This window comes from Nonomuraea insulae, assembly GCF_042656245.1.
The window spans coordinates 73233-87767 of record NZ_JBHSPA010000035.1 but is presented as its reverse complement, the minus strand read 5'-3'; the positions used below and the strand labels follow the sequence as shown (position 1 = coordinate 87767).

Here is a 14535-nt window from a genome sequence, read left to right as displayed (position 1 = left end):
CCGGAGCACGCGTGCGATGAGCAGCAACCCGAGCAGGAAATGGACGAGCGGGGCCGCCGCGCTCGTGCTCACCGCCGTGAGCGGGGCCGCCGCGCTGGTGCTGGCCGCCGCGAGCCTGGCCGCGCCTCCGGCGACCGCCGTGGCCGCCTTCCCTTATCAGGACCCCGGCCTCCCCGTCTCCACCCGGGTCGCCGATCTCATGTCCCGGATGTCCGTTGACGAGAAGCTCGGCCAGATGACGCAGGCCGAGCGCGCCTCGGTCACCAACGCCGACGTCACCACGTACCGGCTGGGCTCGGTCCTGTCCGGCGGCGGCTCCGCGCCGTCCCCGAACACGGCGACCGGCTGGGCGGACATGTACGACAGGTTCCAGAACGCGGCCCTGGCCACGCCCCTCGGCATCCCGCTCGTCTACGGCGTGGACGCCGTGCACGGGCACAACAACGTCGCCGGGGCCACGATCTTCCCGCACAACATCGGCCTCGGCGCCACCCGCGACCCCGCCCTGGTCCAGCGGATCGGGCGGGCCGTGGCAGAGGAGGTGTCCGGAACCGGGATCGACTGGAACTTCGCCCCCTGCCTGTGCGTGGCGCGCAACGACCGGTGGGGCCGTACGTACGAGTCCTTCGGCGAGACGCCGGACCTGCCCTCCTCGATGACCTCGATCATCACGGGCCTGCAGGGCACCGCGCTGAACGGGCCCGCCTCCGTCCTGGCCACCGCCAAGCACTACGTCGGCGACGGCGGCACGAACGCAGGCGCCGACCAGGGCGACACGCAGCTCTCGGAGTCCGAGCTGCGGGCCGTCCACCTGCCGCCGTTCCAGGCCGCCGTGGAGCGCGGGGTGGGATCGGTGATGATCTCGTTCAGCAGCTGGAACGGCGCCAAGCTGCACGGCCACCAGTACCTGATCACCACCGTGCTCAAGGGCGAGCTGGGCTTCGGCGGATTCGTGGTCTCGGACTGGAACGGCGTCGACCAGATCGACGGCGCCCAGGGCACCTCCGCGCTCGACGTGCGCACCGCCGTGAACGCCGGCGTCGACATGGTGATGGCGCCCACCGAGTGGCGGCGCTTCATCGAACTGCTGCGGGCCGAGGTGCAGGCCGGACGGGTCACGACGGCGCGGGTGGACGACGCGGTACGGCGCATCCTGACCAAGAAGTTCGAGCTCGGCCTGTTCGAGAAGCCGCTCACCGACCGGTCGTACACCGCGAGCGTGGGCAGTGCCGCGCACCGCACGCTGGCCCGCGAGGCGGTCGCCAAGTCCCAGGTCGTCCTGAAGAACGCCGGCGGCCTGCTGCCCCTCGCCAAGAGCGGCGGCAAGATCTTCGTGGCCGGCAAGAGCGCCGACGACATCGGGAACCAGAGCGGCGGCTGGACGATCTCCTGGCAGGGCGCGTCCGGCAACGTGACCCCCGGCACCACCGTGCTGCAGGGCATCAGGAACACCGTGGGATCCGGCGCCACCGTCACCTACAGCAGGGACGGCGGCGGCATCGACGGCTCCTACCGGGTGGCGGTCGCCGTGGTCGGCGAGACCCCGTACGCGGAGACCCAGGGCGACCGCCCCAGCGGCCTCGGCCTGGACGCCGCCGACCTGAGCACCATCGCCACCCTGCGCGCCTCCGGCGTGCCCGTCGTCGTGGTGCTCGTCTCCGGCCGCCCCCTGGACATCGCCTCCCAGCTGCCCGGCTGGAACGCCCTGGTCGCCGCCTGGTTGCCCGGCACCGAGGGCCAGGGCGTGGCCGACGTCCTGTTCGGCGCCGTCCCGCCGACCGGCAAGCTGCCCATGACCTGGATGAACAGCGCCTCGCAGCAGCCGATCAACACGGGTGACGGGAAGACGCCGCTGTTCGCGCAGGGGTACGGGCTGACGTACGCGGCCGGTCAGGACGACACCACCCCGCCTGCCGCGCCGGGAGCCCCCGTCGCCTCCGCCATTACCTCCTCCTCGGCCACCCTGACCTGGGCCGCCTCGACCGACAACGTGGGCGTGACCCGCTATGAGGTGGTCCGCTTACAGTCCTCGGCCGAGACGCCGGCGGCCACCGCGTCCACGGCCTCGGCCGCGCTCACCGGGCTGAGCGCGACCACGTCCTACACCTTCGCCGTGTACGCGGTGGACGCGGCCGGCAACCGCTCACCCCGCTCCGCCCCGGTGACGCTGACCACCAGTGGGGGCGGCACGAGCGGCGGCTGCTCGGTCACACCGTCCACCCAGAGCCAGTGGGGGAACGGGTATGTCATCCAGGCCACGGTCACCAACACCGGGGCGGCGTCACGCAATGCCTGGGCCGTCACCTTCACCCTGCCCGCCGGGCACACGCTGACCGGCTCGTGGAACGCCGCGCTGACCGTGAGCGGACAGACCGTCACGGCTCGCAACGCCGCGCACAACGGGTCTCTGGGGGCGGGCGCCAGCACCTCGTTCGGCTTCCAGGTCAGCCGCCCGAACAGCGACACCACCCTGCCCTCCGGCTACACCTGCACGTAACGGGCCGCTGCCGTGGGACCCGCACTTTCAGGTCCCGGGCCTGATCGATGTTGTGAGACGCCGCCGTCCGGTGCGGGCGGCGGCGTCCCGCCGGCCGGGTGGGTTACCGGTCCACGTGCAGCTTGCCGAACTCCACCTGAGCGGCCCCACCGGCGAAGTTGCCGTTCACCTCGGCCCGCTCGGCCGCGCTCGGGTTGGCGTTCGTGCAGCTCACCGGCGCGCTCGACCCCGACATCAGGTCCGTGCAACGCCCCGTGCGCCGGTCGGGCAGGCCCAGGATGTGGCCGATCTCGTGGGTGGCGATCCTGAGCGGGTTGTAGCCCTGGTTGACGGCCTGCCGGCCCATCCAGACCGTGCCACGGCCCAGGCTGGTGGGCAGGGCGCGGGGCCAGCCGTTGTCGGCGAGCACGACGAAGTGGGCCGGTGTGCCCTGGACGAGCCGGACATTGGTGACGCTGGAGTTCCAGACCTGAGCCGCCTGGTTCACGGTGGCGACGAACTCCGCCGCCCTGGAGGGGTCGTACCGCAGGACCGTGATCAGCGCGGCGGCCTGCGCGGGTGCGGTGACCAGCAGGAATGCCAGGGTGAGTGCGACGGAGAGGATGAGACGAAGGGGTCTTGACACGGGGCGCCTCCGGGAGTTGGGGGGTGCTGTGAACGGTATGCGCGCCCCTGCTCCCGGAGATGTGTCAGTTTGCCCCTATCACGGTGATATGCCCCCTCAGTAGATCGTCCGCCTGCTGTCGACGGTGGGTCGTCCCTGGAGGTAGTGTCCTGCCGGCCATGCGGAAGGCGGCGTGGCCGGCGCACCGAGCGTCCACCTTGACCACGATGCGGCCCTCGCGCCATCGAAACTGTCAGTGCCCGCGTGCACACTCAATGCATGCAGAACGAGCCGCTCGAACTCGGCGAGATCTCCTTCCACAACTGGACCGCTCACACCGACAAGATGGCGGAGGTCGGCTTCCTGACCATCGCCAGAAGGCTCCCCTCGCTCGTCGGCCAGGCCCTGCGCATGGCCTGGCAGGCGAGCCCCCGCGACGCGCTGGCCACGGTCGCGCTCAACCTGCTCGGCGGCGTCTTCACCGCGTTCGGCCTGCTCGCCACCACCGGGGTCCTGACCGCCCTGTTCAGCGAGGGCCCGACGCCCGACCGCGTCGTCGCGGCCCTGCCCAGCCTCGCCCTGGTCGGCGGCGCGGCGGTGCTGCGCACGGCGACGCAGGCCGGGGCCGGCTGGGCCGAGTCCCGCCTCACCCCGCAGATCACCCGCCTCACCGAGGAGCGCCTCTACGGCCTGACCAGCCAGGTGGAGCTCGTCGCCTACGACGACCCCGACTTCCACGACTCGTTGGAACGTGCCAGCAGCCGCGGCGTGGCCGAGGCCGACGCGGTGGTGACCTCGGCCGTCGACGTGGTCACCGCCGCCGTCGGCATCGTGGCCGCCGCCGGTGTGCTGGGCGTGCTGCACCCGGTGCTGCTCCCGCTCCTCCTGCTGACCGTCCTGCCCGACACCTGGGCCTCGGTGCGCAGCGCGCGCATGCGCTACTCGACGATGTACAGCCTGATCCCGGCCCGCCGCCGCAAGTGGATCATCGCGTCCCTGCTGGCCCAGCGCGAGTCCGCGGCCGAGGTGCGCTCGTTCACGATGCGGGGGTTCCTGCTGCGCATGTACGACGCGGTGGCCAGGGCCGAGCAGGATGTCATGCTGGTGCTGGCCAGGCGGCAGACATCGGCCAGGGTCGTGGGAGAGGCGATCGGCGGCCTCGGCACCGCCCTCGTCTACGTCGCCCTCGGCATCCTGCTGGCCATCGCGGCGATCCCGCTGGCGGTGGCGGGCACCGCGGTCCTGGCCATCCGCTCGGGCCAGACCTCCCTCGGCAACCTGATGTACGCCACCAACCGCCTCTACGAACAGGGCCTCTACTTCACCGACTACCTGGAATTCTGCGCCGAGGTCGAGCGCCGCCTGACCGATCCGCGCCCGGCCGCCGCCCCCGACGGCTTCGAGTGCATCACGGCCGAGGCCGTGACGTTCACCTACCCCGGCGCGGACTCACCGGCCCTCCGCGGCGTCTCGATCGAGATCAAGCAGGGCGAGGTGATCGCGTTCGTCGGGGAGAACGGCTCCGGCAAGACCACCCTCGCCAAGATCCTCTCCGGCCTCTACGAACCCGACACCGGCGCCGTCCGCTGGGACGACACGGACCTGTCCCACGTCAGCCCCGACGACCTCCGCCTGCGCACCTCCGTCATCGCTCAAGACCACACCCGCTGGCCCCTGACCGCCCGCTACAACATCACCATGGGCACCGGCAAGGGCGAGCCCGCCCTCCACGCCGCCGCGGCCGTGGCCGGGGCCGACGAGGTCATCGCCGAGCTCCCGCAGGGCTACCGCACCCTCCTCGACCGCCGCTTCAAGGACGGCCACGAACTGTCCGGCGGCCAGTGGCAGCGCATCGCCGTCGCCCGCGGCTTCCACCGCGACGCCCCGCTGCTCATCTGCGACGAGCCCACCGCCGCCCTCGACGCCCGCGCCGAACACGCCCTCTTCGAACGCATCCGCAGCCACGCCGACGGCCGCACCGTCCTGCTCATCACGCACCGCCTGGCCAGCGTCCGCTACGCCGACCGCATCTACGTCCTGAACCACGGCGAGATCACCGAACAGGGCGATCACGACACCCTCATGACCCTCAACGGCCTCTACGCCGACCTCTACACCCTCCAGGCGGAGGCCTACCGCTAGGCCGTTGCAGGATCCGCGATTCCGTGAGCAAGTGCGGCTGATCACGAGCACTGTCCGGGCAACTCCGCGTGATCATGAGCTTCGCTGCCGTCAGGCCGCCTCGTCCGTGGAGGCGGGAGTGGGAGCCAGCCGCACGCTGCCGGTCCGGGTCTTCTCGTCGGGGAAGACCCACTTCCGGAGCGCCCAGAAGCGGAAGACCATGGCGATCAGTGTGCCGATGATCTGCGCGCTCATGAAGTCGGCGATCTCCTGGGTCACCAGGCTCACATCCGGGGTCTCCAGGCGAAACACGTACCGGGAGATCCATAGCGGCGCGGAGCTGAGCACCAGACCGACCCCACTGACCAGGAAGAACAGCGCCGCCTCGTGACGGCGCTCGCGGCCGCCCCTGGTCCGGAACGACCATTCGCGGTTCAACACGTAGGACACGATCGTCGCCACGAGCACCGCGATGATCTTCGCGGTGACCGGCTTCGGCTCCAAAATGGTCAGCTTCAGCCCGTAGAACACCGTGTTGTCCACCAAGAACGTTGTTCCACCCACCACCGCGAACTTCAGCAGTTCACGGTGCTTCAGCGCAAGTGCGTGCAGCGGTTCCGGCAATCTTGCGAGTACTGCTTTCGCTATTCGGCGCACCCCCGATCTTCTCACCAGGCGAACCCCCAGGTAACAAGATTTACGGACATGGCCTGTCCGGCTTCGCCATCATCAACCGCGCTCAACCCTTGGCGTCCTTGGCCAGATGCGCCTGGGCCTCGGACATTCGGAATCGGTGCTTCCCAGCCGGCCACCCAGGGGGGTTCCGGAGGTCGGCCGACCCTGCCGTACGCGGGCTCGACGGCAGGGTGGTGACCGAGGCGGCGGCGGAGGCGTCCCCGGTGGCGTCGCGGCCCGTGATCCTGGTGACGACGCTCGGGGCGCTCCTGGTCATCGTTGTGCCGGCTACTCCGGCCGCCGATGCGTACGTCGGGTAGCCGGGCCACTCAGCAGGTGGAGAGCATGCTGGACAACGTCGACTTCTCGTTGCTGTCCGTGGTCAGGCCCCAGTACCACTTGACCTGGATCCAGGCGCGCGCGTACCGGCAGCGCTCGGCCGTGCGCGGCGGCTGCCACTCGGCCGGGTCCCGGTCCGACTTCGACTGGTTGACGTTGTCGGTCACGGCCCAGAGCTGCGGTCCGCCCAGGTCGTTGGCGAACTGCTGGCGGCGGGCGGTCGTCCACGACCATGCCCCCGAAGCCCACGCCTCGGCCAGGGGGATCATGTGGTCGATGTCCACGTCGCTGGCGGCACTCCAGGTGGCGCCGTCGTACGGGCTGTACCAGGAGCCGGAGGTGGCGGCGCAGGAGGAGTTGGTGACGACGTTCGTACCGTCTCGTTTGAGCACTTCTTCGCGGGTGTTGCAGGCGCCGCTGACGGTGCTCCAGTGCGGGAACAGGTCGCGGTCGTACGTGCTGCCGTGCGACTCTGCGGCCACCGTGAGCGCGGCCAGGCGGGAGGCGGCGGTGGCGGCGGAGGGGATGTTCGGCGGGATGGCGGCGGCGGGCTGGGCGGTGATCGCGAGGGTCAGGGCGGTGACGCAGGCCAGGGTGAGGGCGGCAGCCGGTAACGCGCGGTCACGGTGCATGAGGGGGCCCTTCTGTCGCCGTCCTCGGACAGGCGCAGGTGCCGGTCAGGAACGAGGAGGGCGGGCACCTCGACGGTGACAGCGACCGGTTGGTCCATATATGGCCAGGTTTGCCGAGCTGTGGTGAGGGTGTTGATGGACTCCTGACATAGGCCGTCAGGCCGCCTCCGCCGGTCCCGTCAACGTTGTCGCGACGTTCACCGGCGTGTCAGAAGACCGGCGCGTCAGGGGCGCTGGGTTCGCGTCGGCAGTGGTGTGGGGCGGTGGTGCAGGGTCGCGCCGGGCGGCTTGGTGCGCCGGGGGCCGGGCGGCGGGCATGCGACAGGGACGAGGTGGCGCGGGGTCGTCGGATAGCGGAGAAGCGGCCGGGACGGTCAGACAGCGCGGGCGGCGAAGCTGAAGCCCTCCTGTGAACGCTTCGTGAAGGGCAGAGCCCATGCGTCGGCTCGCACTCGAACTCCAATGGCTACTGAGCGACGAGCGGGAACCCCAATATGCTGATCACCAGCGACACAGGGCCGCGACAAATCAGGTCCGGCATTCAGGCTGGCCAGCTTGAATGGTGCTGCGTCTCGCCTGCTTCTGGGCGCAGGGAAAAGGTGCTTTCATGACGAACACTTCTCGAGAGCGTCGGGCTTCGGCTTGTATTCGTCTGCCTCTGTCGCCAGCTTGGGAAAGTTCTGTATGAAGAAATCTTCCCATGCGCCGCTTTTGATGAACTCTTTGATGTGTTCGGTTAGTAGTTTGCAATCAGCGCCACTGTTCTTGGGCAGGCCGATTCCGTAGTTCTCGTAATATCCGAAAGTAAGCTTGGGAAGGACTCGCAAGGAGGAATCTTTCTCGGCTCGTCCATACAGCAGGAGTTGATCCGTTGACACTCCGTCCACAGTCTCGTTTTTGAGATTTTCTATGCATTGCTCAACGCTCTCTTCCTCCGTGACCTTCAGCTTTCTGGCTTGCAGTTCCCGGAGAGAAGTAGAACCCCTGGGTGCGCATAGAGTTTTGGTTTCCAGGTCGGATATGGTCAAGATCCTTGTTTCCTTCGCTCGAACCATGACACCTTGCTTGTTGATCAAGTACGGTCCTGCGAAGTCGATGCGTCCTTTTCGGTCATCGGTTATTGAGAAGGCGGCGAAAATGGCATCCGCCAGGAGTGGCTCAGTGATGAGGGCCGGTTCTCGCTCGACGATTGTCACGTCGATGTATCGTGGCTCAAATCCTATTTTTGTGGAGAGCCACAAGACTAAATCGTTGTCGAAACCGGTGCGCTTGTTGGGGCCGATTTTCAGTGCGCCAATCCCAGGGAGGTCTGTCAGAACTCCTACGGTGGTTCTGGCGCCTTTTTTGAACTTCGTTTCTCTCTGTACTGGTTGACCTTGCTCCCCCGGCGTTGGCTGGGCAGGAGCGCTAGCTTGAGCAGGTGATGGACGAGGAGGCGCCGTCGCGCAGGAGGTGATGAAAATCGAATATGCAGCTATTGCGGCGGAGAGAGGCATTCTTCTTGCAACCATCGTCTATTTCTCCTAGTCGTGAAGAATTGCTTCGGTGACAACTAGATCAACCCTGCATGCGAGGTCGGCTTCGTGAAGTACGGCTCTGATGCGGACCTCCTTCTTCGCGGGGCCGATCTGTAGCCTTACTTCTTCTCCCGGCTGTTTTCTCCAGACCGTTTTCTCTCCTCGCGGAATTCTGTCGACTATGGGTATAAAGTCCACTCTTGCCGGGGTGATGCATGATCCGAAGCCCGACGGATTCTGGACGGCGAACCTCAGCGTAAGAAAGTTGCGACCAGAGGCGCCCTCGGGAACTGCGATGTCTGCAAAAGTGCCTTCCATCATTCTTTGGCCGTACTGAACGTCCAGTGGCCCGAGGTTGATTTTGGGCGCATGAAAAAAAATAAAGTAAACCGAGCATGAGATCGTGCCAAGCGCGATTAGTGAGGCTGCTATGACCATACTTATCCGCGTGGGGCTACGGGGTGGTTGTTGCGCATGCCTTGGGGGTGTGTCCGAGGAAGTTGCGGGACGGCCCTGGGGTTGCCGCAGTCCGAAAACAAAAGTGATTATGGCCACGGACAACCCCCATATGCCGGCCCACTGAGCTCCTTTTTCTCCGAGAAGCGTCAGGCCAACTCCGAGCGCTATGCATAAGATTACGGCTAGCCATAAAATAGCTTTGTGGAGGTTCTTTGTCTTCATGCTTCTCTGCTGTGAGTAGTCGACGCACAAGGGTGATCTTGAACGGCAGACACTGGAGTTCCTTGAGCCCCAGCTGTGCGGGTATAGCGAGACATGTTATACCGCAAGAAAGTGTTATTGGGGATGACTCGACGGAACTAGTCTGATAGCGATAAATCGGCCAACCATGCATCAAATGCGCAAACAATACAAATTGGTGCACCGTGTCGCCGGACGCGGTCGGTGGTTGACGTGTCCGGCCGCGCCCGGAGTCGGAATGCGGTACGTGGCGAGGCCGGGCGCGGCCGGGCGTTCGAGCCTCTGTGGCGGCGACGGGCCGGGCCCGGGAGCAGCGGCGGATGACGGTAATGGCGCGAGTGGGAGAGGCGCGGGGGAGAGGGTGCGCGTGCAGGAAGGGTGCGGGCGGGGAGAGGTGCCAGCCAGGTGAGGGGGTGGCGGCCGGATGGGGTCGGGTCAGGCTACGGTGATGTCGAGGAAGATGGGCTTCTTGGAGGCGAGCAGGGGGCTGCCGTCCTCGTCGGTCATCTTCCAGAAGATCTTGCAGCGGCCGGGTGACTCCGCGGCGCGTACGCGTACCGTGATGTCCACCGACTCGCCCGGCAGGACTGGGCCGATCCCCACCCGCTTCGGCGCCTTGCACGGTGTGTCGTTCATGCGGGTCAGGTAGCGCCCCTGCCATGGCACGTTGCCCGCGTTGCGGATGCGCCAGGTCTTGTCGAAGGACGTGCCGCCCTTCACGACGGTGCCGTCCGGGTAGGTCACGTCCCGCTCGAAGACGGAGTCGTCGTGCGAGACGGCGGTCGGAGTGGGGGTGGGGGTGGTTTTGGCGTCGCCGGTGAGGAAGGGGAGGACCCAGCCGAGCAGGATGGCGCCCACGCCCACGACGCCGGTGAGCGCCGTCAGCACGGCCAGTCTTCTTCTGCGAGACGAAGGGCGGTCGTCAGCGAGGGGTATGGAAGCCCCATTCTTCGCGTAAGCGGCGTTCCCAGCCTGGCTTTCCGCATGTGCGGCGTGGCCGGTCGCGTCTTTCGCATGCGCGGCGTGGCCGGTCGCATCCTTCACATGCGCGGCGTTGCCGTCCGCATCCTTCACGTGCGCGGCGTGGCCGGTCGCATCCCCAGCATGCGCCGCGTTCCCGGCCGCGTCCTCCGCATGTGCGGCGTTGCCGGCCGCACCCTGTACCAACGCGGCGTTCCCGGCGGCATCCTGTGCGTACGCGGTGTTCCCGGCCTCATTCTGCGCGTATGTCGCGCTCCCGGCCGCAGGAGCGATGTTCCCGGCCTGCTCCCAGTACGCCCGCCACTCAACCCTGACCTCCTCCGGATCCCGGCCCAGTCGTTCGACGGCCAGCACCCGGACGAACTCCCACGTCGTCTCCCAACTGGGCAGCGCGCTGCCCCGGGCCGCCGCGGCCAGCGACGACTTCGAGGCCGCCGCTCCGAGGCGGGAGGCCATGTCGGCGAAGGACGGGTCGCCCGCCTGCTCCTTGAGCTCCCAGAGGCGGTGGGCGAACAGCGCGACGGGACCGGACTCCGGATCCGGCCTGATGGGCTTGCGCCCCCGCCGCGCACCCGTTCCGTCGTCCTGCGTTTCGGGCGACTCCGCCATTCCACCTCTGCTTCGGTCGACCGCCCAGTGCGGCGGCACGCGCCGCACCACATCAAGACCAAAGGAGGTTACCAAACGGTGCCCCGTTGAACGATCCGCCGACGGGCCACAACCACGTCGTACGCGCCCCGGAGGCCCCGGGCAAAGTGGATGCCACCGCAAATCTGCTTGGCCGGGGGCCCCGAGCGTTTCGAGCGACTCCTTGACGGACAGTGACGCTCATAGGGAGAAGTGGGTTCTGCCACCAACCTTCGCGGGTCGCCGGACAGGATGCCAAGTGGTTTTTGTCCGAATAATGTCCATAGCCTTTGGACAATTGGAGCCCCAGGCCAGCGAGGGATCCCTGCTTGACGGGAAGCGCTCCGACGGTTAAACGACAGCTATGACGACCGTCAAGACGCGGCTCCGCAACGCGCTGTCCAACCTGGATCTCGGCATCGTGCTGCTCGTCGCCGCCGCGGTGAGTGTGCTCGATCTGCTGAACATGCTCGGCGACGGACAGTCCGACAAACTGATTCTGCCGGTGCTGGCGCTGCTCGCGTTCGTGTGGATCAGGGACAGGAACCGGCAGGCGAAGGTGGCCGACCAGATCGCCGAAATGACGCGGACCGCCGACGGGATGTGGCGATTGTTGTCCAGCGGCGACTCCGTCAAGTCCCTCAACGGCTCGGCCATCAGCCGGGTGCTCGCCGAGGCGCGGGCGGGCAGCGATCTGTGGCTGTTCAAAGGAGGCACGGGAACGTATATCCGGGCGGTCACGCTGCCCGAATGCATTGAGCGGGCGAAACGTACCCGCAGCAGGCTCAGGTTCCTGCTCGAATTGCTCGACCCGACGAATGTGCCGTTGTGCGAGGCCTATACGCAGCTCCACCGCAACCTGGCGAACGACGGGGACGAGGAGAAAGGGTGGAAGGCGCTGGACACGCGGAAGGACGTTTATGCCACGATTCTCGCGGCGTGCTGGTACCGGCAGCACAACAGCCAGTTGCTGGAGATGAGGATCGGGCTCTCCGCGACCATCTCGCTGTTCCGCTGTGATCTCACCGCGCACCATCTGGTGATCACGCAGCGCGGCCCCGAGTTTCCCGGACTGGCGATTCCGCGGGACAGCCCGCACTACAACCCCTGGCTCGTCGAGCTGGAGAACAGCCTCCACCAGACCCGGCAGCTGAACATGGACAGCGCGCCGCGGCTCAGCGCCGAGCCCACGGTGCCCGAGACGCGGGAGTTGTTCGCGGCTCTGGGCATCCCGCTGACGGAGGAGTTCAAGGACTCCGACGTGAAGGCCATCGCGCGCGGCGCGCTCAACCAGGTCGATCCGTACCAGGGGCGGGTGCAGGTGCCCGCCCCCTCGGTCAACTGAGGCGGCTACTCGGCCCTGATGTCGTCGATGTGCACCTCGCCGCCGGTGTTGAGGAACACCCAGACCCCGCGGATCCTGCTCGGGTCCAGGGTGACGCCGGCGGGGCAGCCGAGCTGGTCGAACCGCTCCGTGACGGTCCTGCTGGAGCCGGCGTTCGTCCACCCCCACAGGCCGCCCTGGCACCAGGACGAGGCGTCCCCGACCTGGACGGCGATCTCGCCGACGGTGCCGACGTCCCCGGCCTTGAGGTCGAACTTCAGCGCCGTCGCGCCCGTCAGGTCGAGCGGCGCCGCCAGCGCCTTGCCGAACCAGTTGCCGGCGACCGGGGTGGACACCTTGAGGCCGTTCGCGCCGTCGGTGTGGAAGAGCGGGGACTGCGCCACGGCGCCGCCGTCGCCCGGGTTGGCGATGGTGAAGTCCTCGGTGCCGGACTCGAACGAGAACAACGTCCGCGACTCCGGCAGCACAGGGCTGTCATCGGGTACGCCGCCGCAGGTCAGCACGGGCGTCGCCCAGTCGGCGTGGACTCCGGCCGCCGTGGACGCGACGACCAGGCGCAGCCACGCCGCGCCGGTCAGGTCCGCGGTGAGCGTCGTCCCTGAGGTGATGGGGCCGCTGGTGGTGGCGGTGTCGTCGGCGTACACGGTGAAGGTGGCTGGCCCGCCCGCCGCCTCGTCGTCCACGCCCACGTCGGTGATCAGCCGGGAGCAGCGGCCACCGAGGTAGTAGCGCAGTTCGCTGCCCGTCGTGGTGCCCAGGCCGCGCGTGTGGACCTTGCCGCCGATGGTGATGAGGCTGCCGTCGTTCTCCAGCGGCCCGCCGTTGCTCTGGTCGGTCTCCACCGGGCCGGTGCCGTTGACGGAGGTGACCGGGGCGATCGTGCTCAGGTGCCGTCGCCCGTCCTCGGGGGCGGTGACGACCACGGCGACGATCTGGCCGGCCGTGGTGGCGGAGCGGCCTTGGGGTCCCCATCGGTAGGCGGCGGAGACGTCGATGGGGTAGCTGCCCGCGGGTGTCCCGGCGGGCACGGCGATCGTCCAGGTCGTCTCCAGCGTGGCGTCCGTGGCGAGGCGGGCGCGCCGGTGACCGGTCGTGGGGGTGGCCGTCCAGCCCTCGGGGACCCGCGCCGCGACGGCCAGGTCCCGGATCGTGCCGACGCCACGGTTGGTGACGGCCGTCGCCAGCTCGCCACCGCCACCACTGACGACCGTGCCCAGCTCGCCGCCGACCGCGACGGCCGGAGGCACGGTGGCGGGGTCGCGCAGCGGCCGTACGCGGTAGACGACCGTCCCGTGCGCCGGCACTCCCGCCGAGATCGTGGACCTGACCTGCGTGGCCCCGCCCGTCCAGACATCAGTCAGCCGGTACGAGCCCGCCCCCCGCAACCCGGTGGCCCGCGTCGCGACGCTGACGGTGGCCAGCGCGTCGGTGGAGTTGTACAGGGCGATCGCCCGATCCCCGTCGGCCAGGGGTTTGTCCAGCACCATGAGCCCGTTCTGGTCCGAGACGACGCGGCCCTGCACGCCGAGCCGGTCCTGGTCGATGGCGATGACGTCCCTGTCGGACAGGATCGCGAGGGTCTCGGCGGAGGCGGCGCGCAGGTCGGTGCCGATGATCAGCGGAGCGGCCATCATGGCCCACATGCTCATGTGCGTGCGGTACTCGGTGGCCGTCATCCCGCCGTTGCCGACCTCCAGCATGTCGGGGTCGTTCCAGTGGCCGGGTCCCGCGTACGCGGCCAGCGGCGCGTTCTGCCGGATGATCGAGCGCACGCTGGGCCAGTCGTCGCTGATGTCACCCGTCGTACGCCAGAGTTGCCCGACCCCCTTCGCCCACGTCCACGGCTGCGAGGTGCCCCACTCGCAGATCGAGTACACGATCGCCCGCCCGGTCCTGTCGATGGCCTGGCGCATGGCGGTGTAGCGCCGGACGTAGTCCTCCTGCGAGCCGTCGGACTGGTTGTTGCAGTTGTCGTACTTCAGGTAGTCGACGCCCCAGTCCGCCCAGGTCTGAGCGTCGAGTTCCTCGCGGCCGAGGCTGCCCGGGTAACCGGCGCAGGTCTTGGTGCCGGCGTCCCCGTAGATGCCCAGCTTGAGTCCCTTGCCGTGCACGTAGTCGGCGACCCCTTTGATGCCGTCGGGGAACTTCGCCGGGTCGGGGACCAGCCTGCCGTCCGCGCCGCGCTCCCGCAGGGACCAGCAGTCGTCGATGTTGACGTACCGGTAGCCGGCGTTCTTGAGGCCGCTCGACACGAACAGGTCGGCCGTCTCCTTGATCAGCGCCGCGTTGACGTCGCAGCCGAACGCGTTCCAGTTGTTGAACCCCATCGGCGGCGTCGAAGCCTGTGGGGGAGTCGCCTGTGCGGGCACCGCGACGAAGATCAGGGACGAGACGAGGGCCACCAGGGCACGCGTCAGCATCATGCGCCTCCATTGGGGGGTGATAGGCGAATGAGGACGCTATAGACGCGGGTGATCCCAGTCAAGAGCTTTGGTTAA

Annotated in this window: 11 protein-coding genes; 3 read left to right on the top strand and 8 right to left on the bottom strand. The window is 68.1% G+C overall.

The genetic code is table 11. The features are described from left to right. Window positions 1–16: 16 nt before the first annotated feature. Window positions 17–2497, top strand: a complete 2481-nt coding sequence (locus tag ACFPZ3_RS30245; RefSeq protein ID WP_379517669.1) for a glycoside hydrolase family 3 N-terminal domain-containing protein — start codon at window positions 17–19, stop codon at window positions 2495–2497. 103 nt (window positions 2498–2600) lie between these two features. On the opposite strand, the gene ACFPZ3_RS30240 is transcribed toward ACFPZ3_RS30245, so the two are convergent. After that, window positions 2601–3122: a snapalysin family zinc-dependent metalloprotease gene (locus tag ACFPZ3_RS30240; protein ID WP_379517668.1), complete on the bottom strand. Its 522-nt coding sequence runs from the start codon at window positions 3120–3122 to the stop codon at window positions 2601–2603. 258 nt (window positions 3123–3380) lie between these two features. On the opposite strand from ACFPZ3_RS30240, the gene ACFPZ3_RS30235 reads away from it, so the two are divergent. Next, complete coding sequence (locus ACFPZ3_RS30235) at window positions 3381–5243, top strand: ABC transporter ATP-binding protein (RefSeq protein ID WP_379517667.1); 1863 nt, start codon at window positions 3381–3383, stop codon at window positions 5241–5243. 90 nt (window positions 5244–5333) lie between these two features. Here the strand turns inward: ACFPZ3_RS30235 and ACFPZ3_RS30230 are convergent, their stop codons facing one another. The 6 genes from ACFPZ3_RS30230 to ACFPZ3_RS30205 all read right to left on the bottom strand — a co-directional run bounded on the left by ACFPZ3_RS30230 (window position 5334) and on the right by ACFPZ3_RS30205 (window position 10674). Then, window positions 5334–5846, bottom strand: coding sequence for a GtrA family protein (locus ACFPZ3_RS30230; protein ID WP_379517666.1), 513 nt, complete (start codon window positions 5844–5846; stop codon window positions 5334–5336). 115 nt (window positions 5847–5961) lie between these two features. Further along, entirely contained in the window at window positions 5962–6174 is a 213-nt protein-coding gene (locus tag ACFPZ3_RS30225) for a hypothetical protein (RefSeq protein ID WP_379517665.1), read from the bottom strand. A gap of 52 nt (window positions 6175–6226) precedes the next feature. Continuing rightward, the gene (locus tag ACFPZ3_RS30220) at window positions 6227–6868 is read right to left on the bottom strand and encodes an HNH endonuclease family protein (protein ID WP_379517664.1); all 642 of its coding nucleotides are present in this window, start codon (window positions 6866–6868) and stop codon (window positions 6227–6229) included. A gap of 605 nt (window positions 6869–7473) precedes the next feature. Next, window positions 7474–8379 (bottom strand): transporter substrate-binding domain-containing protein, encoded by a 906-nt coding sequence (locus ACFPZ3_RS30215; RefSeq protein WP_379517663.1) that lies wholly within the window; start codon window positions 8377–8379, stop codon window positions 7474–7476. A 12-nt stretch (window positions 8380–8391) separates the two neighbouring features. Further along, complete coding sequence (locus ACFPZ3_RS30210; protein WP_379517662.1) at window positions 8392–8823, bottom strand: hypothetical protein; 432 nt, start codon at window positions 8821–8823, stop codon at window positions 8392–8394. A gap of 696 nt (window positions 8824–9519) precedes the next feature. Next, a complete protein-coding gene (locus ACFPZ3_RS30205) occupies window positions 9520–10674 on the bottom strand; it encodes an NBR1-Ig-like domain-containing protein (RefSeq protein ID WP_379517661.1) in 1155 nt (384 codons plus the stop codon). A gap of 382 nt (window positions 10675–11056) precedes the next feature. Here ACFPZ3_RS30205 and ACFPZ3_RS30200 point away from each other — a divergent pair, with 382 nt between their 5' ends. Then, entirely contained in the window at window positions 11057–12037 is a 981-nt protein-coding gene (locus ACFPZ3_RS30200; protein WP_379517660.1) for a hypothetical protein, read from the top strand. Between the two features lie 5 nt (window positions 12038–12042). Here ACFPZ3_RS30200 and ACFPZ3_RS30195 read toward each other — a convergent pair whose 3' ends face one another. Next, window positions 12043–14460 carry an NPCBM/NEW2 domain-containing protein gene (locus ACFPZ3_RS30195; protein ID WP_379517659.1) on the bottom strand — a complete coding sequence of 806 codons (2418 nt, stop codon included), beginning with the start codon at window positions 14458–14460 and terminating at the stop codon, window positions 12043–12045. Window positions 14461–14535 lie beyond the last annotated feature (75 nt).